The 26,511-nt window shown below is 70.7% G+C and carries 24 protein-coding genes; 16 read left to right on the top strand and 8 right to left on the bottom strand.

The features are described 5' to 3' along the window. The first annotated feature begins 10 nt into the window (after positions 1–10). From IE069_RS12075 to IE069_RS12060, 4 genes are all read left to right on the top strand, one after another. Entirely contained in the window at positions 11–1,024 is a 1,014-nt protein-coding gene (locus tag IE069_RS12075) for a Gfo/Idh/MocA family protein (protein WP_189350821.1), read from the top strand. Then, positions 1,021–1,896, top strand: a complete 876-nt coding sequence (locus IE069_RS12070; protein WP_189350820.1) for a sugar phosphate isomerase/epimerase family protein — start codon at positions 1,021–1,023, stop codon at positions 1,894–1,896. Before IE069_RS12075 ends, IE069_RS12070 begins: the two co-directional genes overlap by 4 nt. Before the next feature lie 24 nt (positions 1,897–1,920). Next, a complete protein-coding gene (locus tag IE069_RS12065; protein WP_189350819.1) occupies positions 1,921–3,426 on the top strand; it encodes a CoA-acylating methylmalonate-semialdehyde dehydrogenase in 1,506 nt (501 codons plus the stop codon). Positions 3,427–3,528: 102 nt separating this feature from the next. Then, a complete protein-coding gene (locus IE069_RS12060; protein WP_189350818.1) occupies positions 3,529–4,557 on the top strand; it encodes a Gfo/Idh/MocA family protein in 1,029 nt (342 codons plus the stop codon). Between the two features lie 59 nt (positions 4,558–4,616). Here the strand turns inward: IE069_RS12060 and iolB are convergent, their stop codons facing one another. Both iolB and IE069_RS12050 read right to left on the bottom strand, forming a co-directional pair. After that, the gene (iolB, locus tag IE069_RS12055; RefSeq protein ID WP_189350817.1) at positions 4,617–5,522 is read right to left on the bottom strand and encodes a 5-deoxy-glucuronate isomerase; all 906 of its coding nucleotides are present in this window, start codon (positions 5,520–5,522) and stop codon (positions 4,617–4,619) included. 34 nt (positions 5,523–5,556) lie between these two features. Continuing rightward, positions 5,557–6,330 (bottom strand): GntR family transcriptional regulator, encoded by a 774-nt coding sequence (locus IE069_RS12050; protein ID WP_189350816.1) that lies wholly within the window; start codon positions 6,328–6,330, stop codon positions 5,557–5,559. Positions 6,331–6,540: 210 nt separating this feature from the next. Between IE069_RS12050 and IE069_RS12045 the strand changes: the two genes are divergently transcribed. From IE069_RS12045 to IE069_RS12035, 3 genes are read left to right on the top strand one after another with little or no spacing between them, the layout of a single operon-like run. Continuing rightward, on the top strand, positions 6,541–7,563 hold the full coding sequence (locus IE069_RS12045; protein WP_189350815.1) for a Gfo/Idh/MocA family oxidoreductase: 1,023 nt from the start codon (positions 6,541–6,543) through the stop codon (positions 7,561–7,563). Next, positions 7,560–8,615 carry a Gfo/Idh/MocA family protein gene (locus tag IE069_RS12040; RefSeq protein ID WP_189350814.1) on the top strand — a complete coding sequence of 352 codons (1,056 nt, stop codon included), beginning with the start codon at positions 7,560–7,562 and terminating at the stop codon, positions 8,613–8,615. Before IE069_RS12045 ends, IE069_RS12040 begins: the two co-directional genes overlap by 4 nt. Before the next feature lie 34 nt (positions 8,616–8,649). Then, on the top strand, positions 8,650–9,738 hold the full coding sequence (locus IE069_RS12035; RefSeq protein ID WP_189350813.1) for a Gfo/Idh/MocA family protein: 1,089 nt from the start codon (positions 8,650–8,652) through the stop codon (positions 9,736–9,738). A 6-nt stretch (positions 9,739–9,744) separates the two neighbouring features. Here IE069_RS12035 and IE069_RS12030 read toward each other — a convergent pair whose 3' ends face one another. Beyond that, a complete protein-coding gene (locus tag IE069_RS12030) occupies positions 9,745–10,857 on the bottom strand; it encodes a VIT1/CCC1 transporter family protein (protein WP_189350812.1) in 1,113 nt (370 codons plus the stop codon). 452 nt (positions 10,858–11,309) lie between these two features. Here IE069_RS12030 and IE069_RS12025 point away from each other — a divergent pair, with 452 nt between their 5' ends. From IE069_RS12025 to IE069_RS12005, 5 genes are all read left to right on the top strand, one after another. Beyond that, entirely contained in the window at positions 11,310–12,671 is a 1,362-nt protein-coding gene (locus tag IE069_RS12025; RefSeq protein ID WP_189350811.1) for an MFS transporter, read from the top strand. 55 nt (positions 12,672–12,726) lie between these two features. Further along, positions 12,727–13,983, top strand: coding sequence for an aminopeptidase P family protein (locus tag IE069_RS12020; RefSeq protein WP_189350810.1), 1,257 nt, complete (start codon positions 12,727–12,729; stop codon positions 13,981–13,983). 69 nt (positions 13,984–14,052) lie between these two features. Beyond that, positions 14,053–14,835: an IclR family transcriptional regulator gene (locus tag IE069_RS12015; protein WP_189350809.1), complete on the top strand. Its 783-nt coding sequence runs from the start codon at positions 14,053–14,055 to the stop codon at positions 14,833–14,835. Between the two features lie 25 nt (positions 14,836–14,860). Continuing rightward, positions 14,861–15,283, top strand: coding sequence for a cupin domain-containing protein (locus IE069_RS12010; RefSeq protein ID WP_229791126.1), 423 nt, complete (start codon positions 14,861–14,863; stop codon positions 15,281–15,283). A gap of 65 nt (positions 15,284–15,348) precedes the next feature. After that, a complete protein-coding gene (locus IE069_RS12005) occupies positions 15,349–16,170 on the top strand; it encodes a hypothetical protein (RefSeq protein ID WP_189350808.1) in 822 nt (273 codons plus the stop codon). Positions 16,171–16,213: 43 nt separating this feature from the next. Here IE069_RS12005 and IE069_RS12000 read toward each other — a convergent pair whose 3' ends face one another. Next, positions 16,214–17,089: an inositol monophosphatase family protein gene (locus IE069_RS12000; RefSeq protein WP_229791125.1), complete on the bottom strand. Its 876-nt coding sequence runs from the start codon at positions 17,087–17,089 to the stop codon at positions 16,214–16,216. A gap of 119 nt (positions 17,090–17,208) precedes the next feature. Between IE069_RS12000 and IE069_RS11995 the strand changes: the two genes are divergently transcribed. Together IE069_RS11995 and IE069_RS11990 are read left to right on the top strand one after the other, a co-directional pair. Continuing rightward, positions 17,209–18,345 (top strand): App1 family protein phosphatidate phosphatase, encoded by a 1,137-nt coding sequence (locus tag IE069_RS11995; RefSeq protein WP_189350807.1) that lies wholly within the window; start codon positions 17,209–17,211, stop codon positions 18,343–18,345. Positions 18,346–18,398: 53 nt separating this feature from the next. Beyond that, entirely contained in the window at positions 18,399–18,863 is a 465-nt protein-coding gene (locus tag IE069_RS11990) for an acyl-CoA thioesterase (RefSeq protein ID WP_189350806.1), read from the top strand. 9 nt (positions 18,864–18,872) lie between these two features. On the opposite strand, the gene IE069_RS11985 is transcribed toward IE069_RS11990, so the two are convergent. Then, positions 18,873–19,307, bottom strand: a complete 435-nt coding sequence (locus tag IE069_RS11985; protein ID WP_189350805.1) for a hypothetical protein — start codon at positions 19,305–19,307, stop codon at positions 18,873–18,875. A 316-nt stretch (positions 19,308–19,623) separates the two neighbouring features. Between IE069_RS11985 and IE069_RS11980 the strand changes: the two genes are divergently transcribed. Then, positions 19,624–20,481: a siderophore-interacting protein gene (locus tag IE069_RS11980; RefSeq protein ID WP_189350804.1), complete on the top strand. Its 858-nt coding sequence runs from the start codon at positions 19,624–19,626 to the stop codon at positions 20,479–20,481. Positions 20,482–20,487: 6 nt separating this feature from the next. Here IE069_RS11980 and IE069_RS11975 read toward each other — a convergent pair whose 3' ends face one another. The 3 genes from IE069_RS11975 to IE069_RS11965 all read right to left on the bottom strand — a co-directional run bounded on the left by IE069_RS11975 (position 20,488) and on the right by IE069_RS11965 (position 25,464). Next, a complete protein-coding gene (locus IE069_RS11975) occupies positions 20,488–21,486 on the bottom strand; it encodes an aldo/keto reductase (RefSeq protein WP_189350803.1) in 999 nt (332 codons plus the stop codon). Then, positions 21,483–25,064: a TM0106 family RecB-like putative nuclease gene (locus IE069_RS11970; RefSeq protein ID WP_189350802.1), complete on the bottom strand. Its 3,582-nt coding sequence runs from the start codon at positions 25,062–25,064 to the stop codon at positions 21,483–21,485. Before IE069_RS11970 ends, IE069_RS11975 begins: the two co-directional genes overlap by 4 nt. A gap of 76 nt (positions 25,065–25,140) precedes the next feature. After that, on the bottom strand, positions 25,141–25,464 hold the full coding sequence (locus tag IE069_RS11965; RefSeq protein WP_189350801.1) for a hypothetical protein: 324 nt from the start codon (positions 25,462–25,464) through the stop codon (positions 25,141–25,143). Between the two features lie 190 nt (positions 25,465–25,654). On the opposite strand from IE069_RS11965, the gene IE069_RS11960 reads away from it, so the two are divergent. Beyond that, positions 25,655–26,506: an MBL fold metallo-hydrolase gene (locus IE069_RS11960; RefSeq protein ID WP_189350800.1), complete on the top strand. Its 852-nt coding sequence runs from the start codon at positions 25,655–25,657 to the stop codon at positions 26,504–26,506. Positions 26,507–26,511: the final 5 nt, after the last annotated feature.

The following is a 26,511-nucleotide window of genomic DNA, read 5'->3' as shown; positions in this document are numbered from 1 at the left end:
AAGGCATCTAATGACTGACAACCTGAGAGTAGCCGTCGTCGGCGCCGGACGCATGGGCGCCGACCACATCGAGCGCATCCACTCCCGCATCGTCGGCGCGCGCGTCAGCGCCGTCGTCGACATCGACGCCGAGCGCGCCCGCAGCGCGGTCGCCCAGATCCCCGGCGCGCAGGCCTACTCCACCCCCGCCGAGGCCTACGCCTCCGGCACGGTGGACGCCGTGCTGCTGGCCACCCCGGGCTTCCTGCACGAGGACGCGCTGCTGGAGGCGCTCGAGCAGGACCTGCCGATCCTCTGCGAGAAGCCCCTGACCCCCGACGCCGAGTCGTCCTGGCGCGTCATCGAGGCCGAGCAGAAGCTGGGCCGGCAGCGCATCCAGGTCGGCTTCATGCGCCGGTTCGACGCCGACTACGCCAAGCTCGGGAAGATCATCTCCGGCGGCGACCTCGGCGAGCTGCTCATGCTGCACTGCCGCCACCGGAACCCGGGCACGCCCGAGGGATTCACCAACGAGATGCTCATCAACGATTCGGTGGTGCACGAGTTCGACGTCGTGCGCTTCCTGACCGGCGAGGAGATCACGTCCGTCCAGGTGCGCCTCGGCAAGGCCTCCCGCAACGCGCCCGAGGGCCAGCACGACCCCCAACAGGTCCTCCTCGAGACGGCCTCCGGTGTCCTGATCGACGTCGAGATCTTCGTCAACGCCCAGTTCGGCTACGAGGTCGCCACGCAGGCCAGCCTCGAGTCGGGCATCGTCGACATCGGTGCCGACCACGGCCCGGTGACCCGCACCGCCGGCCGCGTCGGCGGCGACGTGACGCCCGGCTTCGAGGAGCGCTTCGGCGACGCCTACGACCGCGAAATCCAGTCGTGGATCGACGCCGCGCGCCGCGGCGAGGTCGGCGGCCCCAACGCCTGGGACGGCTACGCGACCGCGGCCTGCTGCGAAGCCGGCGTGCGGGCCCAGGCCAGCGGAGAGAAAGTGGCCATCGAACTGAACGAGAAGCCGGAGCTGTACCGATGAAGACCGCCCTCGACCCGACACCGTTCCACCACTCCTACTCGCTGCTCGAGTTCCCGGCGCTGGCCGCCGACCTCGGATACGAGTACCTGCAGCTGACCCCGCACCCGGACATGATCCCGTTCTACATGCACCCGAAGGCGGACGATGGTCTGGTGCGGAAGTTCCGGGCAGCGTGCGACGCCGCCGGAGTGCAGGTCGCGAGCATCCTGCCCGTGCTGCGGTGGTCCGCACCGGACGAGCAGCTGCGCGAGGCAGCCGTCCGCTACTGGAAGCGCGCGCTGCAGATCGGCGTCGACCTGGGCGTGCACCAGTTCGGCACCGAGTTCTCCGGCCGCCCGGAGCACCCGGAGCAGTCGGAGGCCAGTTTCTACCGGTCCATGGAGGAGCTGTTGCCGATCATCGAGCGGGAGGGCATCCACGTCGCGATCGATCCGCACCCGGACGACTACGTGGAGGAGGGGCTCGCCGCCCTGCGCGTCATCCGGGGTCTCAACTCCCCGAGTGTCGGCATGGTCTACGTCGCCCCGCACACGTTCCACATGAACGATGCGCCCCTGGACATCCTGCGCGCCGCGGGGGACAAGGTCCGGATCGTGCACATCGCCGACACCATGGACCACCGTGCCTCGCACGGGCTGCGGTACATCAGCAACCCGGCCGGCAACACGGCCCGCGTGCACCAGCACCTGAAGATCGGCGACGGCGACGTCGACTGGGACGAGCTGTTCGGCGGACTGGCCGAGATCGGCTTCCTCGACAGCGACGACACCGTCATGTGCTCCTCGGTCTTCGCCGAGAACGAGAACGCGCACGAGGTGTCCCGGTACCAGAAGCAGACCATCAACGAATTCATCAAGCGCGCCAGCGCGTGAAGCACCGAGCAGGTTAGGAAGACCATGACCACCAGCATCAACCACTTCATCAACGGCGAGGAGACGGCCGGGTCGGGCACCGAGACCCAGCCCGTCTACAACCCGGCCACCGGCCAGGTCACGGGCGATCTCCAGCTCGCCTCGACCGAGGACCTGAACGCGGCCGTCGCCGCCGCCCGGACCGCCGCCGACACCTGGGCCGACGTCTCGATCGCCAAGCGCAGCGCCGTCCTCTTCAAGTTCCGCGAGCTGCTCGCGGCCAACACGGCCGAGCTCGCGCAGATCGTCACGAGCGAGCACGGCAAGGTGCTCTCCGACGCCGCCGGCGAGATCGGCCGCGGCCTGGAGGTCGTCGAGTTCGCGTGCGGCATCTCGCAGTCGCTCAAGGGCGACTTCTCCGACCAGGTCGCCACCGGCATCGACGTTCACTCCTTCCGCCAGCCGGTCGGCGTGGTCGCCGGCATCACCCCGTTCAACTTCCCGGTCATGGTGCCGATGTGGATGGCCCCGGTGGCCATCGCGGCGGGCAACGCCTTCATCCTGAAGCCGAGCGAGCGCGACCCCTCGGCGTCGCTCTTCATGGCGCGGCTCTGGAAGGAGGCCGGTCTGCCGGACGGCGTCTTCAACGTCGTGCACGGCGGCAAGGACGCGGTCGACGGCCTGCTGACGCACCCGGATGTCGACGCGATCTCGTTCGTGGGCTCGACCCCGATCGCCAAGTACGTGCACGAGACGGCCACCGCGCACGGCAAGCGCGTCCAGGCCCTCGGCGGCGCCAAGAACCACGCCGTCGTGATGCCGGATGCCGACATGGACGTCGCCGCCGACCACCTGACCGCGGCCGCGTTCGGTTCAGCCGGTCAGCGCTGCATGGCGATCTCCGTGGCGGTGGCCGTCGGCGAGGCCGGCGATCTGGTCGTCGACAAGCTCGTCCAGCGCGCGAAGGACGTCAAGGTCTCCGACGGCACGGACCCGTCGGCGGACATGGGCCCGGTCATCACCCCGGCGTCCAAGTCCCGGGTCCAGAAGATCGTGGGCGAGGCGGAGTCCGACGGCGCCGCGATCCTGGTCGACGGCCGGGACCTGGTGGTCGAGGACCACGAGGAGGGCTTCTTCGTCGGCCCGACGCTGATCGACCAGGTCAAGACCGAGATGAGCGCCTACGAGGAGGAGATCTTCGGCCCGGTGCTCGTCGTCGTCCGCGTGGACTCCCTCGAAGAGGCGATCCACCTGGTCAACGCCAACCCGTACGGCAACGGGACGGCGATCTTCACCTCCTCCGGCTACTCGGCCCGGACGTTCACGCGCCGCATCCAGGTCGGCATGGTCGGCGTCAACGTCCCGCTGCCGGTTCCGGTCGCGTGGCACTCGTTCGGTGGTTGGAAGGACTCGCTGTTCGGCGACCACCACATCTACGGCCCGGACGGCATCCGCTTCTACACGCGGGCCAAGGCGGTCACCACCCGCTGGCCGGAGGTCTCGGAGGCATCGGGCGCGTCGTTCGCGTTCCCCTCCAGCGAGAAGCACTAGCAGCACCGTCGTAAGGCACGCCGGGCGCTCGGGACATCCGGGCGCCCGGCGTGCCTTTTCCGTCGGGTTGCGTTCCAACCACTGCACAGGAGAGAGACAAACATGCGCATCGGACTCGTGGGCTTCGGCGCCGGTGGGAGGCTTTCCCACCTCCCGTACATCCAGGCGGCCGCCGAGTGGAGCCTCTCCGGGGTCGTCACGGGGTCGGCCGAACGTCGCAGGGTGCTGGCGGCCGAGGCCCCCGGGATCCCGGCCTACAGCTCGCTCGACGACCTGATCGACGCCGGCGTCGACGCCGTTGTTGTGAGCACGCCTCCGCAGACGCGCCGCGAGCTCGTCCTAAGAGCTCTCGAGCGCAGGGTGCACGTCGTGGCGGACAAGCCCTTCGCCCCGGACGCGGCCACGGGCCGCGAGCTCCGCGACGCTGCTGAACGGGCGGACCGGGTGCTGACGGTCTACCAGAACCGCCGCTGGGACACGGACCTGCTGACGCTCCGGTCGGTCCTCGACTCGGGCGAACTCGGAGACGTCTGGCGGGCGCATTTCGTCCTCGACCAGGACGATCCGGCGACGCTCGAACCGGGTGCCGCCAACGGCCTGCTGCGCGATCTCGGCGCGCACGTCGTCGACCAGCTCACCTGCCTGTTCGGGCCGGTGGTGCAGGTCGACGGCCACCTCGACCGGGTGGGCAGCGGAGCCGAGCGGGTCGACGGCTCCTTCAGCCTCGGGCTGCATCACGCCAACGGCGTCTACTCCACGGCCACGGGCAGCAAGGTCTGCCGCCGTGAGGAGCGCGCGATGACGGTGTACGGGAGCTCCGGCTCGTATGATTCCCGCATGTCCGACGTGCAGATCGACCTGGTGCGCGCCGGCCGGCGCCCGGCCTCGTTCGAGGGCGAGTGGGGGCTGGAGGACGAGTCCCGGTGGGGTGTCCTCAGCACCGCAGCGGGTCGCCGGACGGTGAAGCCGGTGCCGGGGGACTACTCGGACTTCTACCGGAGCCTGCATCGTGCACTGGTGGACGGGACGGAACCGCCGGTGCGACTCGACCAGGTACTGCATACAGTCGCTGTCCTCGACGCTGCGCGCGAGAGCGCCGACACCGGACGGCGCGTGGCCATCAGCAGCTGAGCAGAACGACGCCGGCACCCGCCCCGCGAGGGGTGGGTGCCGGCGTCGTGGTGGCTGAGTCAGGCCGTGAACGGCAATCGCGGGTCGATGTCCTGGTCCTCCCAGGTCTGGCGGACCCAGCCGTGGTGCGGGTCGTCGGAGATGAGCCACTCCCGGACGGGGCCCGGGCCGGCCATGACGTTCAGGTAGTAGAGGTCGTAGCCGGGCGTGGCCATGGCCGGCCCGTGCCAGCCGTAGGGGACCAGGACGACGTCGCCGGAGCGGACCTCGGTGGCCACGTCGATCGGGCGGTCGTCGGACGCGTAGACGCGCTGGTAACCGTGCGAGTCGGCGGTGCCGTTCGCGCGGACGGCCTCCGGGGCGGCGTCCGAGAGCTGCGTCTCGAAGTAGTAGATCTCCTCCAGCTGGGTCTCGCCGTCCTTCTCCTTGTCGTGCTTGTGGGGAGGGTAGGAGGACCAGTTGCTCGACGGGGTGATGACCTCGCAGACGATGAACCGGTCCGCCTCCAGCGTGGCCGGGGTGCCGAAGTTCTGCACCTGGCGGGACGACTGGCCGGCGCCTCGCAACTCCACGGGGATCTCGGCCTTGCGCAGGTGGCGCACAGGGTACTCGGCCTTGGCCGGTGCCGACGCGACGGCCAGCCGGCCACCGCCGCGGGCGGTGATCGTCATGGACCGGTCGATGCCCGTGTAGAGCACGTCTGCCGGGCCGTGGAACACGGATCGACGTCCGTTGAGCGAGTAGGTCTCGCCGTCGACGGTGACGTCGTAGTCGCCGCTGAGCGGGACGACGATGCGCTCCTCGGAGGTGGCGTCGAGAGTGACGGAAGCCCCGTCGGCGAAGTCGCCGACGCGCAGTCCGGTGTGCTTCCAGCCGCCGACGGCGGTCGCGGAGTCGTGGGCGCCGAGAGAGCAGAACCAGGGTCCCTGCGGGGCTTCGCCGGCGCGGTGGATCCATTCAGTCACGTGTTGCCTCTTTCCGTAGGTTGCTTGATGGTGGTCAGTGCTGCATGAGCGTCATCTCGAAGGAGTAGAGGTCCGCCGCGTAGACGTGGTGGCCGGTCTCGACGGGCCGTCCCTGGTCGTCCGTGGCAGTTCGCTCCATCGTCACCACGGCCTCGCGCGGCTCCATCTCCAGAAGGTCGGCCTGGTAGCGCGTGGCCAGTGCCGCACCGACGCGCTGGTGCGCCAGGTGGAAGTTGATGCCGAGGCCGCGCAGCAGGTCGTACAGTCCCCGCTCGGCGAGCTCCTCCTCGGTGAGCGTCCCGAAGGCGAGGGGGACCCAGTTCTCCATCACGGCCAACGGCTTCCCGTCCACAGAGCGCAGGCGGATCATGTGGTAGGCGTCGGCGCCCGCGGCGAGGCCGAGGTGCCCGGCGACCTCCGCCGGAGCGGGGGCCGTCCCGAACTCCAGGACCTTCGTCGTGGGGCGGGAGCCGGATTTGGCGAGGTCGTCGTGGAGACTGGAGAGCTGCAGGGGGCGGCGCACGCTGGGCGCCACGACCTGGGTCCCCACGCCGCGCTTGCGCACGAGCAGGCCAGCCCGCACCAATTCGTCCATGGCCTTGCGCATGGTGGGCCGGGACAGGCCCAGCTGGCGGGCCAGTTCGATCTCGTTCTCGAGTTTCGTCCCCGGCGGCAGCTCGCCTGCGTTGACTGCGTCCTCGAACCCCTGGACCACCTGGTGGTACAGGGGTACGGGGGAGTCCTTCGAGATCTTCAGGTTCAGTGCCACAGCTCCACTCCCGCAGTTGATGTAAATGTGTCCTGTCATTCTATCAACCAAACTTTGTGAAGTCCATCACGCGTGAGGCTCGTACGGGCCCTTCCATCAAGTGAGTATGTCATGACATTCTATTGACAAGCGTGATTATTGTCACCAAGCTGGTGGTGCACGTGTCCGGCCGGCGAAAGGCCGGGCCGGCACGGCGGCCGCATTCCGGAGTGCCTCCGGCCGCGGGGCCCACGACACACAGGAGATGCGATGCCGATCAATGTAGGAGTCATCGGGGCCGGGGTCATGGGCGCCGACCACGTCCGCCAGCTCTCCCGCAGCGTTCCGGGCGCGCGGGTGGCGGTCGTGGCGGACCTGGACGCTGAGAGGGCGGGCCGCGTCGCCGGCGGGGCGGGCGCGCGCAGCACGTCCGACGCCGGAGCGGTGATCGCGGATCCCGGCGTCGACGCCGTCGTCATCGCCTCCCACGACTCCACGCACGCGGAGCTCGTGACGGCCTGCCTCGACGCGGGCAAGCCGGTGCTCTGCGAGAAACCGCTCGCGCCCGCCGTCGACGACTGCCGGCGGATCGTCGCCGCGGACGAGCGCTGGGTCGCCGAGCACGGTTCCAGCCTCATCACCCTGGGTTTCATGCGGCGGTTCGACCCGGCGCACGCGCAGCTCCGCTCGGGGCTGGAGGCCGGGCAGTGGGGGCGGCCGCTGATGGCGCACTGCATCAGCCGCAACGTCGCGTCGGCCCGCGGCGCCACCACCGCCTCCGCCATCACCAATTCGGCGATCCACGAGCTGGACTCGATGCCGTGGCTGTTCGGGTCGCCGGTCCGCGAGGTCTGCTGGGTCCCGCTGGGGCGCTCGAGTTCGGGCGCGCCGGAGGGGCTACAGGACCCTGCCTTCATGATGCTCCGCCTCGCCAACGGCGTCACGGCCACCCTCGAGCTCTTCCTGAACTGCCGCTACGGCTACTCCACCCGGCTGGAGGTCGTCGCTGAAGACGGCGCGGTCGAATTCACCGAGTCGCCGGCGCTCCTCACCCACCGGGACGGCCTGCGCGGGACCGGGTACCCGGACGACTGGCGCCCCCGCTTCGAGGACGCGTACCGCCTGGAGCTCACCGCCTGGATCGACTCCCTTGCCACGGTGCCGGGAGAGGGCGGCGAGCCGCATCCGGGGCTCGCCTCGGCCGGCGACGGGCTCGCCGCCTGCCTCGTCGCCGACGCCCTGCAGGCCTCGATGTCCGACGGTGGCGCGTGGACGGCCGTGGTCGCCTCATGACCGCATTCGATTTTCCCGAGCCCCGTACACCGGACCCGGCGCTCGCCCCGTCCCTGCGCTGGGGGATCGCCGGCCCCGGCTGGATCGGCGAACGCTTCGCCGAGTCGCTGCAGGCCCACGGGACGCAGCGCGTCGTGGCCGTCGGCTCCCGCTCGACGGACCGCGCGCAGGCGTTCGCAGACCGGTACGGCCTGGTGGCCCACGGCGGCTACGGTGCGCTGGCGGCGGCCGACGACGTCGACATCGTCTACGTCGCCACTCCCCACCCGGCCCACCTGGAGCTGGCGCTTGAGGCGATCGCGCACGGCAAGCACGTGCTGATCGAGAAGCCGATCGGCATCACGGCCGCCCAGGCGGACGAGATCGCCGCCGCCGCCCGCGCCCGCGGAGTATTCGCGGGCGAGGCGATGTGGACCGTCTACCTGCCGGCGTTCGACGTCGTGCGGCAGGTCCTCGACTCGGGGCGGCTCGGCCGGATCGAGGGCGTCGTCGCCGACTACGGAGAGTTCCTGCCGGAGGACCACCGCGCCTACCGGCCGGACCTGGCCGGCGGGCCGCTGATGGACCTCGGGATCTACCTCCTCGCGCTGAGCACGCACGTGCTCGGCGGGGTGCGCAGTGCGACGGCCGGCGCCGGGTACCACGGCCCCGAGGGCGCGGACGGCGTGCACACGCACGTCTCTGCGGTGCTGGAGCACGACGGCGGCGCGACCTCCGCGCTGCACACCACGCTGAGCGGCTTCACCCCGTCGACCTTCACCATCACGGGCAGCGCGGCCTCCCTGACCATCGACGGCCCCTTCAACTCACCGGCGGGCCTGACCGTGGTCACCGCCGACGGCGAGCGGCACCGATGGGAGCATCCGGCGCTCGATCAGGTCGCCGGATTGCACTACCAGGCGGCGGCAGCCAGCCGCGCCATCGCCGACGGGCGCCTCGAGACACAGGAGTGGCCGCTCGAGGCCTCCCGGCTGGCGCTGGACGCTGCTGACCGGCTCCGGTCAGCGGCGGGCATCGACTTCGGCCCGGCTCTCGGGCGCCCCGGCCGGTAGCCCGGCCATCGACAACACCACAGGAAGGCTCAACATGAAGACCATCACCCTCGGACTGGTGGGCGTCGGCCGCATCGGCCAGATGCACGCCCGCAACCTCCTGACCGTGCGCGGGCAGCTCGCCCGGCGCGACATCAGTCTGGAGATCGTCGTCGCCGACGTCGCCGCGGAGTTCGCCCGGTCCGTGGGTGACGAACTCGGCGTCTGCTCGGCCGGCAGCGTCGACGAGCTGCTCGCCTCGCGCATCGACGGACTGCTGATCGCCACCGGGACGGCGACGCACCCGGAACTGATCCGGGCCGGCGTCGCCGCCGGGATTCCCGTGTTCTGCGAGAAGCCCGTCTCCGCCGATGTCGTCTCGGCGCTGCCGCTGCTGCGGGAGATCGAGGCCGCCGCCGGCGTCGTCCAGATCGGGCACCAGCGGCGCTTCGACGCCGGCTACCTGGCCGCCAAGCGCGCCTACGACGCCGGCGAGCTCGGCTGGATCCACGGCCTGCGGGCCGTCACGGGGGACATGTTCCCGCCGTCGGTCGACTTCCTGGCGACGTCCGGCGGCCTGTTCCGGGACTGCTCCGTCCACGACTTCGACATCCTGCGCTGGCTGACGGGGCAGGAGATCGTCGAGGTCTACGCCCGCGGCTCAAACAACGGCGACCCGGCGATCGGCGGCGTGGGCGACGTCGACACGGCCCTCGCCGTGTTGACCCTCGCCGACGGCACGGTCGCCACAGCCGCGGCCACCCGGTACAACGGGGCGGGGCACGACGTCCGGCTGGAGATCCAGGGGTCGAACGGCTCCCTGATGGTCGGCCTCGACGACAAGTCGGCCCTGCGTTCGGCGGAGAACGGCGTCGGATTCCCGTCCGGCGCGGCGCACACGACGTTCGCCGAGCGGTTCCACGACGCCTACGTGGCCGAACTGGCGGCCTTCGCCGAGGTAGTCCTGGGGGAGCGGGAGAACCCGTGCACCCCGTACGACGCCGTCGCGGCCTCGCTGGTCGCGGACGCCGCCCAGCTGTCCCTGCGCGACGGCGGCCCCGTCCGGGTCCCGGCGCTCGGGGACATCCTGGACGGGACCCGGGATCCGCTGCCCGCAGTGGACCTGGTCCCCGTCAGCGGGTGATCAGGCTCAGGCGACCGAGGTGCCGAACGCGAGACCGAGCACGTAGGTGACGGCGGCGGCGCCCCAGCCGATGGCGAGCTGGCGCAGGGCCCGCTTGCCCGGCGCCGCCCCGGAGAGCAGGCCGACGACGGCGCCCGTGCACAGCAGAGCCAGACCGACGAGCGCGACGGACAGGGAGACGGCCGCCAGACCGGTCATTCCGAAGAGGTAGGGCAGGATCGGAATGACGGCGCCGGAGGCGAAGAACAGGAAGCTCGAGGAGGCGGCGCCGACGGACGAGCCGATGGTGTCGTCCTCGTCCTGCTGCGGGCGGGCCTCCTCCTCGGCATGGAACGAGAGCGACGGATCGCAGTCGCAGGTGAAGTAGCCGAGGCGCTCGCCGGCGCGGTGCTCGGCGTCCTCGGCCGACATGCCGCGCGCCTTGTAGACGAGGACGAGCTCGTTGTGGTCCAGATCGAGGTGCGGCGCCGCCGACAGGGTCGCCTGCGTCGGGCGCGAGGCGAGCATCAGCTCGCGCTGGGACCGGACGGAGACGTACTCGCCGGCGGCCATCGACAGGGCGCCGGCCAGCAGGCCGGCCACGCCGGAGAACAGCACGACGGAGGTGGAGACGCCCGTGGCGCCGATGCCCATGACGAGGGCGAGGTTGGAGACGAGACCGTCGTTGGCGCCGAACACGGCGGCCCGGAAGTTACCCGACAGCCGCTTGCGCCCGGCCGTGGCGAGGGCGCGGACGACCTCCTCGTGGACCATCTCGTCGGCAGCCATCTGGCGCGTCGCGTCCTGGTCCTTCACATAGGGCGAATTGCCCTCGGCGCGCTGGGCGAGCGCGAGGACGAAGACCGATCCGAAGTGCCGGGCCATGAACCGCAGGAGGGTGCGCCGGATCGACGGGCGCGGTGTCCTCTCCGCGTGCTCGCCGAGCATCCGCTGCCAGTGTTCCTCGTGGCGCTGCTCGGCCTCGGCCAGGCCCAGCAGGATCAACCGCTCCTCGCCGGAGCGCTTCTCGGCCAGGGTCCGGTAGACGGCGCCCTCGGCGCGTTCGTCGGCCAGGTAGCGCCGCCAGCGGCGGATGTCCTGACGTCGGGCCGCGGACGGGGTCGACGTTGCTGGCGTCATGACTAAATTCCTCCCAAGGCGGTGACCCGAGCATCGCCTCGGGGCGACGGACTCGACCCGAATGTGGGCGGAGCCCGGCCGCATCTGCGCCTAGCTGGAATGGCGGGCGCAGACGCTTTTCCTTCAGCCGTCCAGTATAGCCCCGAGTGGCGAAATCCGTCAGGCGTTCGGCGTCTGGCGTCGTTGTCGCCGTCGTCTGTCGATTGCGGCGACCGTGGCCTCGCCCCTGCTCGCTATCGAGACGCTCTGATCGGGCATATCGATTCGTCGGCGTGCCCCTGCGTCGGCTGCGACTTCTTCCTCCGGGAATCCTTTGTTGGGCACCGTGCCGAGCGCACGGGAGTTCTTATGAGTCTCGCCTACCCCTTGACGTGACGTGAATCACGGGAAATACTCAACGCAACACGGTTGCAGTGAATGCAACGAACCCAAGCCCTGTGAGGTTCAACGCCATGTCGAAACACGAGAACTCGGGCCACGCGCTCCTCGCGTCCAGCTCGGAAATTCCTGCCGAGAGTGCCGACTCCGCAGGTGAATCTGTGGATCCCGCCACCAGGCGCCGCGTCGTCGCTGCCAGCTTCATCGGGAACTTCGTCGAATGGTTCGACTACGCCGTATATGGGTATCTCGCCGTCACGATCACGGCCGTCTTCTTCCCGGAGTCGGACCCGCAGACGGGACTGATGCTCACGTTCGGCCTCTTCGCCATCTCCTTCTTCGTCCGCCCGCTCGGCGGATTCGTCTGGGGGCATCTGGGCGACCGGATCGGGCGTCGGACGGCACTGTCCTGGTCGATCCTGCTCATGTCCCTCGCGACGTTCTGCATCGCGTTGATCCCGTCCTACGCCGTCATCGGCGTGTGGGCGCCGCTGACGCTCCTGGCGCTCCGCGTGGTCCAGGGCTTCTCCGCCTCCGGCGAGTACGCCGGCGCCTCCGCGTTCCTCGTGGAGTACGCGCCGGCCAATCGCCGCGGCCTGTACGCGGCGGTCGTTCCCGCCAGCACGGCAACCGGGCTGCTCCTGGGGTCGCTCGTGGCAGCGCTGCTCTCCGCGACGCTCGATCCGCAGCAGATGTCCGACTGGGGGTGGCGCCTGCCGTTCCTGCTGGCCGCGCCGATGGGCCTGATCGGCCGCTACATCCGCACCAGGCTCGAGGACACCCCCGCCTTCCGGGAGCTGGAGCACGAGGACGAGTCCGCCAAGGCGCCCGTGGGGTCGCTGTTCCGGAACCACTGGCGGAAGCTGGTGCAGGCGGCTGGCGCCGTACTGCTCAATGCCGTCGGGTTCTACGTCATCCTCAGCTACATGCCGACCTACCTCTCCCGGGAGATCGGTCTGGAGGAGACCGCCTCGTTCCTCGCGACGACCGTCGCGCTGCTCACCTACGTCGGCTTCATCTTCGTCACGGGTATGCTCTCTGACCGGTTCGGGCGCAAACGCGTGCTGATCAGCGCGTCGATCGCCTTCATCATCCTTACCGGGCCGGCGTTCCTCGCGCTCGGCACCGGGAGTTTCGCCGTCATCGTGCTCGTCCAGATCCTGCTGGGCGCCATGCTCACCCTCAACGACGGAACGCTCCCGAGCTTCCTGGCGGAGATGTTCCCCACCCGGGTCCGATACTCCGGATTCGCCGTCAGTTTCAACCTCGCCAACGCGGTTTTCGGCGGCACGGCGCCGCTCGTCGCCACCTGGCTGATCGCGTCCACGGGCAGCGACCTGGCGCCGGGCTGGTACCTCATGGCCGCCGCCGTCGTCTCCCTCGTCGCAGTGGCGATGTCCGCGGAGACCAGCCGCAGCGAGCTGCGGCACCACTAGACCATCACGACACACACCAACCACTGCGCTGCGGCGCCGTACGAAAGGAATGACAATGACCATCGCCTCGACCACCACCGCCGGCTCCGTCGCCGAACTCGAGCGTCTGAAGACCCTGCACAACGGATCCAAGCAGAAACTGACGTTCTCCGACGCGGAGTTCGAGCGCCGCCTGGCCGGGCTGCGCCGGATCATGGCCGCCCAGCAGCTCGACGCGGTCATCCTGACCAGCTACCACGGCATCAAGTACTACTCCGACTTCCTCTACACCACGTTCGGCCGCAACTACGCACTGGTCGTCACGGCCGAGGAGTCGGTGACCATCACCGCGAACATCGACGCCGGCATGCCGTGGCGGACCAGCTACGGCGACAACATCGTCTACACGGACTGGAAGCGCGACAACTTCTACTTCGGCCTGCAGGAGGCCGTGCGCCGGGCGGGCGTCAAGGCGTCCCGCATTGGCGTCGAGGACGACGCCCTGCCGCTGGCGACCCGCGACCGCATCCAGGCCGCCTTCGAGGGCGCCGAGCTGCTCGACGTCTCCCAGGACGCCATGCGCCAGCGCATGCTCAAGTCGGCCGAGGAGATCGAGGTCATCAAGCACGGTGCGCGCATCGGCGACCTGGGCGGCGAGGCCATCAAGGCCGCCATCCGCGAGGGCATCACCGAGTACGAGGTCGCGCTCATCGGCACCGAGGCGATGGTCCACGAGATCGCCAGGACCTTCCCGGAGCAGGAAGTCCGCGACACCTGGGTCTGGTTCCAGTCCGGCATCAACACCGACGGCGCCCACAACTGGGCCACCACCCGCAGGCTGCAGCGCGGGGACATCCTCTCGCTGAACTGCTTCCCGATGACCTCGGGCTACTACACGGCACTGGAGCGCACCCTGTTCCTGGGTCAGCCGGACGAGCGCTCGTTGGGGTTGTGGAACATCAACGTCGAGGTGCACCGCCGCGGCCTGGAGCTCATCAAGCCCGGCGCCGTCTGCCGGGACATCGCCGCCGAGCTCAACGAGATCTACATCGGCCACGGCCTGCTGCCGAACCGGACCTTCGGCTACGGCCACTCCTTCGGCGTCCTCTCGCACTACTATGGGCGTGAGGCCGGCCTGGAGCTCCGCGAGGACATCGACACCGTCTTGGAGCCCGGCATGGTCGTCTCGATGGAACCGATGATCACCGTGGCCGACGGCGAGCCGGGAGCGGGCGGCTACCGAGAGCACGATATTCTCGTGGTCGGCGAGACCGGCGCCGAGAACATCACCAAGTTCGGCTTCGGCCCGGAGAACAACATCGTCGACGCCTGACGGGACGCCGGTGGGCTCCGGGCCTCGGGTCCCACCGGCTGCCGCGGATTCGACGCGAAGGGAAGCGCGATGGTGGAACAGACTGCCGAGCGGTCCGAGGGGCGCGGTGCCTCGGTCATCGTCAATGTCGTCGACGTGCTGCGCTGTTTCACCGTCGCGGAACCTCTGCAGGGCGTCACGGAGATCGCGGCCCATGTCGGGCTGCACAAGTCCAGTGTCTCGCGTATCCTCGCGACGCTTGAGCATGAGCAGATCGTCGAGCGGGACGAACCCACGCGCAAGTACCGGCTCGGACTGGGGCTCATCGCGGTTGCCGGCCCGCTGCTCGCGAACCTCGACGTGCGGCGCCTTGCGATGGACGAACTGACGGCCCTGTCCGAGGCGACGGGGGAGACCGCAGCGCTGAACATCTGGGACGGAGGCGCCGCCGTGACGGTCGAGCAGATCCCCAGCAAGCGGCAGGTGAAGCACACGTCGGCTATGGGCAGCCGCTACAACACCGGATGGAGCGCGAGCGTCCAGGTCTTCCTCGCGCACAGGGGCGCCGGGCGTGTGCGCGGGTTGATCGACGACGGCCGGGTCCGCTTCGACGGCCCGGTCGATATGGACGCGTACCTGCAGCGCCTGGACAACGTCCGACGCGATGGCTACGCGGTCAACCACGGCGAGACGTCGGATGAAGAGGTGGGTGTTGCGGCCCCTGTGCGGGACCACCGCGGCGAGGTCGTCGCCGCAGTGCTGATAGCTGCGCCGTACTACCGGGTCGCCACCGAGGACCTGCCCTCGCTGGCGGACGCCTGCCGCCAGGCCGGTCACCGGATCGGTCTGCGGCTCGGCGCGCTCCCCGACTGAGAACACGCGAAAGGACAACGCGACGATGATGGAACGTGACGCGTACGCGGCCTTCGACCATGCCCTTCACGGCGGGGAGGGCAGCACGGCGATCCAGTTCCATTTCGCGGACGCCATGACACGTCCGGTCGCCATCCAGACCTGGACGTTGGAGCCCGGGGCGAGCGAAGGGTTTCACGCCCACGACGATCTCGAGGAGTTCTACCTGGTCCTGTCCGGGTCCGCACGGATGGATGTCGACGGCGTCGTCTACGACCTGACGCCGGGTGAATCCGTGCTGTGCGCCCCGGGAACCGGGCACGACGCGGCGAACACGGGCGACGGCGACCTGCGGATGCTCGTCGTCTGGGGCCGGCCGGGGCAGGCGGACTTCAGCCCGTACGCCACGTACCGCAAGTCCGTGGCCGCGCGCGACCTCGGACCGGACGAATTTACCCATTTAGGATGATGAACTGAGCGACCTCGGGTGCATAAAGTTGGGTACGTAACCACTCGCGCGCTCAGGAGGCCAACATGACAGAGACCCCGCAGAACCCGAACGACCCGAAACACGGTGCCGGCTCCGACGGCGACGTCCCGCGGCAGCCCGAAACCCCGCAGAACCCGGAGGCCCCGCAGCAGCCCGAGACGCCGCAGGCTCCTCCTGCCCCGCAGGCTCCTCCGGCGTTGGGAGACGCGACCGGCGGGTGGCCCGCACCGCCCGCCGCCGAACCGCAGCAGAGCCCCTACGGCCAGACCCCCGGACAGGCCCCGTACGGCCAGGCCCCGCAGCCGCAGAAGGCCAGCGGCATCACGATCACCGCCATGGTGCTCGGCATCGTGGCGATCTGCCTGTCGTTCATCCCGTTCGTGCACTACGCGGCGTTCGCCGTGGGTGCGGCGGCCGTGATCGTCTCCATCGTCGCCCTGGTCAAGAAGCGCCACCGCAAGGGCTTCGCGATCACCGGCCTGATCACCGGCATCCTCTCGCTGATCATCGCAGTGGTCTGGACGATCCTGATCTCGGCCGCCTTCTCGTTCTTCGGCGAGGCCGCCGGCGAGACCGCGAGCTTCACGTTCGAGGCCGCCTCCGAGGAGCAGGCCGAGGTCGTCTTCCTGACCACGCTCGACGACGTGGCCTCGTCGACGCAGACCCTCGCCGGCGGGGAGACGCTGAGCGAGCAGGTCGAGGCCAACCCGATCTTCGGCTCGGTCGTCGTCACGAACGCGGACGGGTCCACCGGCGAAGTCGCCTGCCGCATCCTCGACGAGTCCGGCGCCGTCGTGTCGGAGAGGAGCGCGTCGGGCTCCGGAGCCGAGGCCGTGTGCTCGGCCGCCGAGGGCACCATGCAGTAGTCAGGTTCGCACCCTTGCCGCCGAGCGCGGCCGACGCGGCGGGCTACCGGGTTTTGCCCCGGTAGCCCGCCGCCGTGCGTCGGGCCATGATCCGTTCGACGACGGCGGTCGCCGTCGCGGCGTCCGCGCCCGGGCCGTGGGCCAGGTAGGTGGGGGCCTCGTGCGCGGGGCGCGCGGCGCCGTCGTATTCGAAGGCGCGGTAGGTGCCGCCGGACTGGGTGACGAGGAAGGCGCCGGCGGCGACGTCCCAAGGGTTGGTGTCGAATCCGAGGGTGATGTCCGTCCAGCCCGCGGCGACGTGGGCGAGCTCGAGCGCCCCGGAGACCTTGCGGCGCACGGTCGCGTAGGCGGTGACGAGCTCGGCGAAGGCGTCGAGGCAGGCCCGGCCGTCGATGTCGATGGCCTCGGCCGACGGGAAGTCGGTCATCACGGACGCCTGGCGTTCGTCGGCGGCCGCGACCGGGCGCAGCACCTCGCCGTCGAGGTACGCGCCGGCGGAATCCGCGGCGAACATGAGCCCGGCCACCGGGTCGTACACGACGCCGGCGACGACCTCGCCGTCGACGGCGGCGGCGATCGAGACGCAGAAGAACGCGACGCCGTGCGCGAAGTTGCTGGTCCCGTCGATCGGGTCGATGATCCACTCCACGCGCCCGGAACCGTGCGTGCCGCCCTCCTCGCCGCGGAACCGGCTGTCCGGGACGGCGGACGCGAGGTGCGCGGTGATACGGCGTTCGCTCTCGTGGTCGTACTCGGTCACCAGGTCGTGGTGGTTGCGCTTGGTGTCGGCGGAGAGGCCGGAGCGGAAGGCGCCGCGCAGCAGGTCGCCGACGCCGCGGGCTGCTTCCTCCGCGATGAGGCGCAGGCGAGCGGATTCTTGGGGGGAGGCGGGCACGGGGCGAGAAGTCTGCTCGGTCACGACTCCACCCTATCGACTGCTCGCCGCCGCGTCAGGGGTCCGGTGGCGAACTCTGAAGTTCACCGCAACGGGCCCGCGTCGACTCGTTGCGGTGTGAGGCGTCGTGCAAGACTGGGCGCATGTCCGCATCGAACACCGCCGGGGACCAGCCGAATCAGGACTCGGGCGCACCCCGGGAACACGTCGGGGTCCAGCTGGAGAACTCCTGGCACGCCTTCCGCGAACGCCATTCCCGCTCGCGCGGCCACCTCCCGACGGTGACGCCGTTCCGCGGGTACGGCGTCAGCGGGCGGGCCGACGCCTCGTCGTTCGCGACGGTCCCCTCGGACCGGGCCACGGACGACGCCGGCTCCCACGGCTGGGTGCGCATCCTCGCCCGGGTGGTCCTCGCCCGGCCGGGCGCCTTCTTCAACGGCCTCCGCCACAGCCGGGTCGTCGCCGACGGCGTGCGCGGATGGCGCAACTTCATCTCCCCGCCCATTCCGTACGCCGAGGTCGAGGCGCGCATCGGCGGGCAGACCTTCTACCTCGACGCGGACCGCGGCGGGGTGCTCGACGTCCGGATCGCCGTCGACCTCGAGCCCGGCTGGCACGAGGTCGTGCTGACGTCCGAGGGGTCCGAGCCCGCGACGGTCGCCGTCCAGGTGATCGACGAGGAGGGAGCGTTCGGCATCATCTGCGACGTCGACGACACGGTCGTCGTCACAGCGCTCCCGCGCCCCCTGCTGGCCGCCTGGAACTCGTTCGTCCTCTCGGAGCACGCCCGCGTCGCGACGCCCGGCATGGCCGTCATGATGGAGCGGCTCGTCGAGAAGTGGCCGGGCGCCCCCGTGCTCTACCTGTCGACCGGCGCCTGGAACGCGGCGGCGACCCTGACCCGCTTCCTCAGCCGAAACCTCTTCCCGAAAGGGACGCTCCTGCTCACCGACTGGGGCCCGACCGAGAACCGCTGGTTCCGCTCCGGCATGCAGCACAAGGTCGACGAGCTGCGGCGCCTGGCCCAGGAGTTCCCCGCTGTGAAGTGGGTCCTCATCGGAGACGACGGCCAGCACGACCCGGAGATCTACGCCGAGTTCGCCAAGCGCCACCCGGACCAGGTGCGCGCCATCGTGATCCGCCAGCTGACGCCCTCGGAGGCCGTGCTCGCCGGCGGGCGATCGGACCACACGGTCAACGCGACGCCCGGCGTTCCCTGGGTGTACGGCCCGGACGGCCAGACGATCTGCACGCAGCTGCGCGAACTCGGCGTCATCTAGGATCGCGCGGCACGGGCCGCGCAGGCGCTGACGCGCCGTGGGAAGGGGAACCGATGACGGGACGTCGCTTGACCGTCGAGGTGCCGATGCGGTGGGCCGACATGGACGCGTACGGGCACATCAACAACGTGAACCTGGTGCGCATGATGGAGGAGGCGCGCATCGCCGCCTTCGGCGTCCCCGGCGGGACGGGCCGGCCGGGCGCCGAACCCGCCGTCGACCTCTTCACGAGCGTCCCCGCGGACACGCAGACGCTCGTCGTCGAGCACCGGGTCCGCTACGTCCGCCCGCTCGACTACCGCAACGTGCCCGCACCCATTGACGTCTGGGTCTCGGCGGTGAAGGCGGCCAGCTTCGACCTGAGCTACACGTTCCGAGACCCCGTCGACGGGCACGAGTGCGTGCGCGCGACGACGACCCTCGCCTTCTACTCCACCGCCGCGGAGCGGCTGCTGCGGATCCCCGCGGAGCGCCGGGCGGCGCTCCGCGAATTCCTCGGGGATCCGCTCTTCAGCTGAGCCGGTGCGTCAGTGGGCGGGTGCCGCATCCGCGGCCTGCGGCACGGTCCGGGGCGCGGCGGCCGGTTGGGGGCACGGTGCCGGCGGCTGCCGCGAGACGCTGAGGACGCGCCGCGTCCGCTCGCGGCCGGAGCCCACGCGGGGCCCGATCAGCGCCGAGGCCCCGGGCACCCAGCGGCACGCCCTGCCGATGGGCAGGTGCGCCGCGACGGCGGCGAGCTCGTGGTGGTAGGCGCTGAACGCCCCGCCGGTCGCCAGGAGGACGTCGATCCGTCCGCTCGCGCGGTGCAGGCCTGTGATGGTGGCGCGGACCGTGCTGTGGCGGTGGTTGATGGCTGCCTCGATGACGGAGACGATTCCGTCGGAGCCGAGGTGGTGCCCGTCCTCGGAGGAGTCGCAGTCGAACGTGGAGGCATCGGCGCGGTCGGCGAAGATGAGGGACATGTGGGGATCCTTCGTTGCTCTTGCCCGGGCGCGGTCTGCGCCAGGCCGCTTCGTCATCCGAACCACCCACGATGGCCGCGGCCGGCCTGGAAGGCCGGTGCTGCCGGTTGTCTCTTCGAGCATGGGGTTGGTGTGCGGCCGGGTCGGAGCCCTGGTGTGGCCGCCTCTCGTGAAGCTGGTCCCACTATAGCCGGTCCGTGGCGGCCGCCAGCGCCCGGTGCGGGTGTGAGGCGCGTTTGCAAACCCTTGGCGCTTAGGGCAACCTAACTCAGGTGCGCTCCCGCAGCGCGCGCGTCGACGAAGGAGTACTGAGAACATGGCCGATCCGCGCCCCGCCCGTGGCCCCAAGCCCCAGGTTGTTCTGGAGGTCGTCGCCACGCGCTGGCTGAACGACCACTTCGTCCGGCTCACCCTCGGCGGCGAGGGGTTCGCCGGGTTCCAGGACAAGCCGGCCACCGACAAGTACATCAAACTGCTCTTCGCGGACCCCGCCCTGGGACTAGTTCCGCCGTACGACATGGAGGAGCTGGCGACCCGGCTCGCGCCGGAGCAGATGCCGGTCCGCCGCACCTACACGGTCCGCCGCGTCGACCACGAGGCGGGGACGATCGACGTCGACTTCGTCTACCACGGCGACGAGGGGCTCGCGGGCCCGTGGGCGGCGCAGGCCGCCCCGGGGGACAATGTCTGCTTCATGGGTCCCGGCGGAATGTACGCACCCGAACCGGAAGCGGACTGGCACCTGCTGGTGGGCGACGAGTCGGCACTGCCGGCGATCTGCACCGCCTTCGAAGGAATGGCCCGCAACGCCCGCGGCGAGGCCTACCTCGAGGTCGCGTCCGCCGCGGACGAGGTCGAGCTCGACGCGCCGGAGGGCGTCCGCGTCCACTGGCTCCACCGCGGTGGAGCATTCACGCCGGAGACGACGGGGCTCGTCGACGCCGTCGTCTCCGGCGACTGGCACGAGGGGGACGTGCAGGTGTTCGCCCATGGCGAGCGCGAGACGATCAAGCGGCTGCGCGCCTACCTGACCGAGACCCGCGGCGTCGGGCGCAAGCGCATGTCGCTCTCCGCATACTGGGCGTACGGCCGCGCGGAGGACGCCTTCCAGGCGGAGAAGCGCCAGCCCGTGGGCCAGATCTTCCCCGACGAGGCCGCCGGGCCCGCGAAGTAGCCCCGGTCAGCCGGGGAAGTCCTCGGAGTCGATGGTCGACTGCTGTCCGTCGGTGTAGCGGGCGCCGCTGATGGTCGCCTGGTTGACGATCTCGGAGCAGGCGGCGACGGCCGCGTCGTCGAGCACGACGTCGTCGGCCCCCGAGTTCTCGAGCAGGTGGCCGCGGTCCGCGGTGCCCGGAATCGAGACGACGTGGTCGCCGTGGGCGTGCACCCAGGCGAGTGCCAACTGCGCGAGCGTGATGCCGTGGCCGTCGGCGATGGGCCGGAGCGCGTCGACGAGCAGCATGTTCCCGGGGTAGTTCTCCGCGGTGAAGCGCGGCATGAAACTGCGGATGTCCGCCGCCGGCAGCTCCCACGGGCGCTCGAGCGTGCCGGCGAGCATCGCGCGAGAGAGCGGGGAGAACGCGACGAAGGTGGTGCCGTTGTCCCGGCAGGTGTCGAGCATTCCCAGCTCGGGGTTGCGGGTGGCGAGCGAGTACTCGTTCTGGACCGCGGCGATGTGGTGGACGGCCTCGGCGCGCTCGAGTGTGGCGACGGAGACCTCGGAGAGGCCGATCGAGCGGATCTTCCCCTCGTCCACGAGCTCGGCCAGCGCGCCGACGCTGTCCTCGATCGGTACCCTCCGGTCGAGCCGGTGCAGGTAGTAGAGGTCGATCACGTCCGTGCCGAGGCGCCGCAGCGAGGCCTCGGCCTGGCGCTTGATGGAGGCCGGCTCGCCGTCGACGACCGTCTGCCCCTCCTCGGTCCGGCGGAGGCCGCACTTGCTGGCGAGGAAGATCTCGTCGCGGCGGTTTCCGAGAGCCTCGCCGAGGAGCTCCTCGCTGGCACCGTGGCCGTACAGGGTGGCGGTGTCGAAGTGGTCGACGCCGGCGTCGAGCGCAGCGCGGAACAGGCCGACGGCGTCGTCCCGGCTGGGGAACGACGAGTAGCCGTGGGTGACGTTCATGCAGCCCAGGCCGGTGGGCCGCACACGGGCGTGGGCGAGTGCGCGTTGTTGGCTCATGCGTTCCGTTCTAGCACGACGGGGGCCGTCGGGCTGAGTTCGAGGAAGGCGCCGAGCTCGACCATGGCCCCCGGGGTGGCCGGCAGGTAGTTGGTCAGCTGCCCGGAACGGACGATGAACGCCTTCCACTTGCCGCGGGAGACGGCGACGTTGAGCCGGTTCCGGTTGAGGAGGAACTCGAGGCCGCGGGCCGCGTCGGCCGGGGCGGAGCAGGCGAGCGACAAGATCGCGACCGGTGCCTCCTGGCCCTGGAACTTGTCGACGGTGCCCACGGCGACCTTGTCGAGTCCGGCGGCATCCAGCTTCTCGCGCAGCAACTGCACCTGGGCGTTGTACGCGGCGACCACGAGCACGTCGCCCTGATCGGCGGCGCGCGGGCCGTGTTCGTCCTCCCACGTCAATCCCAGGTGCTCGCGGACCAGGCGAACGGCGGCGTCGGCCTCCTCGAGTGAGGACACCGTGTTCCCCGCGTGGGGTACGATCACGGTCTCCACGCCGGGCTCCACCGAATCGAGCCGGCGTTCGGATGCGGCCGGGGCGGATGCGAGCTGGCCGTCGTAGCTGAGCCTGGACACCGCGGCGCACAGCTTTGGATGCATGCGCCACGAGTCGGAGAGGAAGTAGCCGAACGCCGGCGGCAGGGTCGCGTGCCCGGCCGAGAGCCAGCCGAGTGCGGAATCGTCCACGGGCACGGGGTGGGTGCCCTGCGTGACCTGCGGCAGCTGCTGCGGGTCGCCGAGCAGCAGCAGGTTCTTCGTGGCGACGCCGACGGCCAGCGTGTTCGCGAGCGAGAACTGGCCCGCCTCGTCGACAACCAGCAGGTCCAGGCTGCCGCGGGGGACCGTCCGACCCGTCATCGTCCACGCGGTGCCGCCCACCAGGGCCCCGCCGGGCTCGCCGAGCAGCCGCGTGATGTCCTTCTTGCTCGTGTTCTCCCACGCGGGCTCGGTGCTGCCGGCCTTGGGCTCCTTGGCGACACGCGCCGGGTCCACTCCCGCGGCAATCGCCTTGGCCAGCATCCCGTCTACGGTGACGTGGCCCTGGGAGACGACGCCGATCTTCCAGCCCCGCTCCACCAGCGCGGCGATCACGTGGGACCCGACGAACGTTTTGCCCGTGCCGGGCGGCCCCTGAACCGCGAGGTAGGAGCGATCGAGGCGTTCGACGGCGCCGAGCACGGCGGCTGTGAAGTCGTGGCCGGTGGCCGTCTCCGCCGGAACCGGCAGGGGCGCGTCGCCTGACAGCCGCGGGGGGATGCGCTGGAGCAGGTCCAGCGCCGCCGTGGCCGGGAGGACGGGAAGGGTTGCCGCGACATCGTCCGCGACCTCGCCGAGCGCCTCCTCGATCGACTTGGTGGCGATCGGCTGGGATTGCGTGAGCGCCATCGGCAGCTCGCTGTGCGGACTCGCGCCGCGGTACGTGCTCTCTGTGACGGTCAGCGCCACGGTGCCGTCGGCGCGCCGGATCGCCTCGTCCACGGTGAGCTTGAACGTTCCGCCGCGGGCCCCGGCGTCGTATGGGCCGTTTTTCTCCTCGTTGTGGAGCTCGAGCGGAGCGGGTGCCGCGTACATCGCGAACCACGTCGACCCCGGGCGCACGTCGGAGCCCTCCGACGCCGTGCCGCGCAAGCTGAGCGTGCGGGACAGCGTCTGGGAACGTGGTGTCGGCTTCTCCCAGTCGGAGACCACGCGGGCCGAGGCGATCATGACGACGTCGCGCGTCTCCTGCCATTCGACGGGGTCCGATTCGAGCCGGTCGAAGTGCGCCCACCAGTACTGCTTGCGCTCGCGGCGGTGGAAGCCCGTGGCCGCCGAGACGAGGGCGACCGCCTGCTCGCGGCTATCCGGCGCGCGGTCCGCGGGCAGCGATTCGAGGAACTCGGCGAGGCGGCGTTCGGACGCGGTGGGCTCGACGTCGTCGCGTTCCGGCGCCTCGTGGGCGACGGGCGGATCCGTGGCGGCCGGAGGGTCGCCTTCGCTTGCGGCGCGCCGGGCGGCAAGGTCCAGGAGCCAGTCGCGCAGGCGCAGGGTCGAGACGCAGTCGTACTCGTTGTAGGCGCGGATCGATTCGAGGATGTCGGCCGCGCCGGCTGCGTCCTCCGCGTCGCGGGCGTCGGTGTAGTGCGCGTAGGCGACCACCGAGGCCCCGGCGTTGGTGACGTCGCCGACGCGATGCTCCTCGCCCATGTAGAACGGCTCGAGGCGTTTGATCGAGTAGGAGTCCGCGCTGATGCGCAGCGAGGCGTGCACGGTCTCGAGGAGGTCGACGAGGAGGCCCGTGCGCAGCCACTCGTCGATGGTGTCCTCGCGCGCGCCGTGCCGCAGGGACAGGTTCCGCAGCGCCGTCTTCTCGTAGGCGGCGTAGTGGTAGATGCGCATCCCGGGGAAGCGCTCCCGCCGCTCCTCGACGTAGTCGACGAAGTCCAGGAACGCCCGGCGTTCCTCGGCGCGGCTGTGGGCCCAGAAGGGGCGGAAGACGGTCGCGGCGGCGTCGTTCTCGACGACGCCGAAGAGATACTCCAGGCCCCACGAGCCGTCGGATCCCTCCTGGTACATGGGGTCGCCCTCGAAATCGAAGAACAGGTCCCCGGCATCCGCCGCGGGCAGGCGCCCGACGGTGTGGGCGCCGACGAGCCGGTAGCGCAGTGACGGGTCCCCGGGGGCGTGCCCGTCGCCGGGCTCGGCTCCCGACTGCATCCGCGCCTGGTCGCGCAGGCGCTCGACAGGGCCGGGCAGAGCGGAGGCGCCGAGCGTCGTGGCGGTGATCTCGGCGAGGTCGGCGACGGTGGTGACGCCGGCGGCGCGCAGCTTCTTGCGCATCGGCAGCGACATGCGGGCCACCAGCAGCAGGTCGTCGCGGGCCTCGACCTCGAGTCGGCAGTAGTCGCACCGGCCGCAGGCGGCCAGTCCCGGCTGGTCCCACTCGACCGGGGCGTCGCGACTCAGGTGCTCGTCGACGAGCGCGAGGAACCGGGCGCGGCGTTCCCGGAAGACGGACATCAGCGGCCCCAGCGGGTGCACCGAGTGCTCGCCGTCGCCGAGGACCAGCACGGCGTCGTCGGCGGGGGAGAGCCCCGCGGCGATCAGCTGGTCGCCGTACGCGGCGATCTGCAGCAGCGCCGTCGTCTTCGCGTGGCGCGCCAGCTTGGTGTCCCACACGGCGTAGCGGCCGTCGTCGTCCCGGACCAGGAAGTCGGCGTAGCCGACGAAGCTCCCGTCCCAGAAGGTGCCCTGGAAGACGACGTCGGCGCCGGAGGCCAACGCGTCCAGGGTCTCGCGTCGCCGTGCCTCCAGCACCTCGGCCGACGTGTCGCCCGGGCTGGGCAGGGCGAGGACGCCGCCGGTGCCGCCCGGCTCCCACCGGCCGTGCTCGGCTGTGAGGGATTCGAGGACTCGGTGCTCGTGGTCGTCGCCCAGCCGCGCGGCACGCTCGAGCATCTCGTCGCGGGCGACGTCGGGCGCGGGACGCCGGCCCAGCTTGTCGTCGAGGGTGACGAGCGTGGCGTACTCGCAGGTGCTGGCCGTGACCAGATCGCTGGCCGAATAGACGAGCCGTCCCGTGGCGGACGAGAAGAACATGGAACCCCCGTGCGTGATGTGTCGTGGGTTCAGACCCTACGCGGTCGCGCCCGCAGAATGGTGCCCGTGCCGGACGCTACCCGGCCTTCGCTGCGCGGGGCTTCCGCCGCCCGCCGAAGATCATGGACGCGAGGGCCGTGGCGCCGGTGACGGCGAACACCGCCGGCCAGGCGCCGATCCTCTTGGCCAGGGGGTGGGACAGCCCGAAGGCGGCGACGTAGGTGCCGGTGAGCGCGGCCGCGCGGGCCGTGCCGGCGTCGCGCTGCCAGACGGTGAAGGCCGCGACGCCGCAGGCGGCGAGCACGGTGCCGCCGGCCTGGCGGTCGCCCGTCTCGCTGGCGACCTTGTAGCCCATGAGCAGGCCGGCTTTCGCGAGACCCGTGGAAATGATGCGTGACATGGCAGCTCCTTCGTCAGAACGTGGTTCATCCCAGCATAGGCCGATGCGGGCGGTGTAGCCGCGGGCGGCGGGAGTTGGACCCGCCGTCTGACGGCCGGCCTCGTTCGCCGCGGGCGCACGTCATGAGCGTGCACGGCGTTCCGAACGCGTTAGGCTGGCTTCACGTATCAGGCGCGGCGGAAGGACGACGATGACTCAGAAGCCCACGGAATCGAGCTGGGAAAAAGTAGGGGAGCGGGCGTACGTCCTGACCCTCCCGGCATTCAAGGCCAACATCGGACTCGTCATCGGCGACGAGCGCGCCGTCGTCATCGACACCGGCGCCGGGCCCGGCGAGGCCGAGACCATCCATGCGGCCATCCGCGAAGTCACCGACCTGCCGCTCGTCGTCGTCAACACCCACGCGCACGCGGACCACTACTTCGGCAACGCCTACTTCGCCGCCCACGGCGTCAAGGACGTCTGGGCGCACTCCGCCGCCGCCGAGGCCATGGAGTCCGCCGGCGAGAAGCAGCGCCCGCTCGTCGCGGACAGCGAGCCGGCCATGGCCGCGGCCGACGGGTCCTGGACCGAACTGCGCCTGCCGAACAAGACCGTCGCGGACGAGCCCGTCGACCTCGACCTGGGCGGCTACACCGTCACGCTCTTCCACCTGGGCCGCGGGCACACCTCCGGCGACCTGCTCGTCGGCTCCGGCAACGTGCTCTTCGCCGGCGACCTCGTGGAGGAGGGCGCCCACCCCGAGTTCGAGGACTCCTACCCGTACGAGTGGCGCAAGACCCTCGGCAAGATCATCGCGATCGACGAGCTCTACTCGGTCGTCGTCCCCGGGCACGGCCGCGTCGTCGACCCGGACTACGTGCGCTCGCAGCTGAACAACCTCCGCCAGGCGATCCGCATGTGCAACACGGCCATCCACGAGGCCTCCGTCGACTACACGAAGGCCGTCCCCGTCCTGCCGTACGGGCCGACCCAGTCGCGCCACCTCATCCTGCGTCTCAAGGCGACGGAGACCACGGCGGACCAGATCCTGCCGCACTGACCCCG

Origin of the sequence: Zhihengliuella salsuginis (assembly GCF_014651715.1) — a bacterium.
Classification (GTDB): Bacteria; Actinomycetota; Actinomycetes; order Actinomycetales; family Micrococcaceae; genus Zhihengliuella; species Zhihengliuella salsuginis.
Note: the sequence above shows the minus strand (reverse complement) of the source record. Positions and strands in the feature narration are given on the sequence as shown.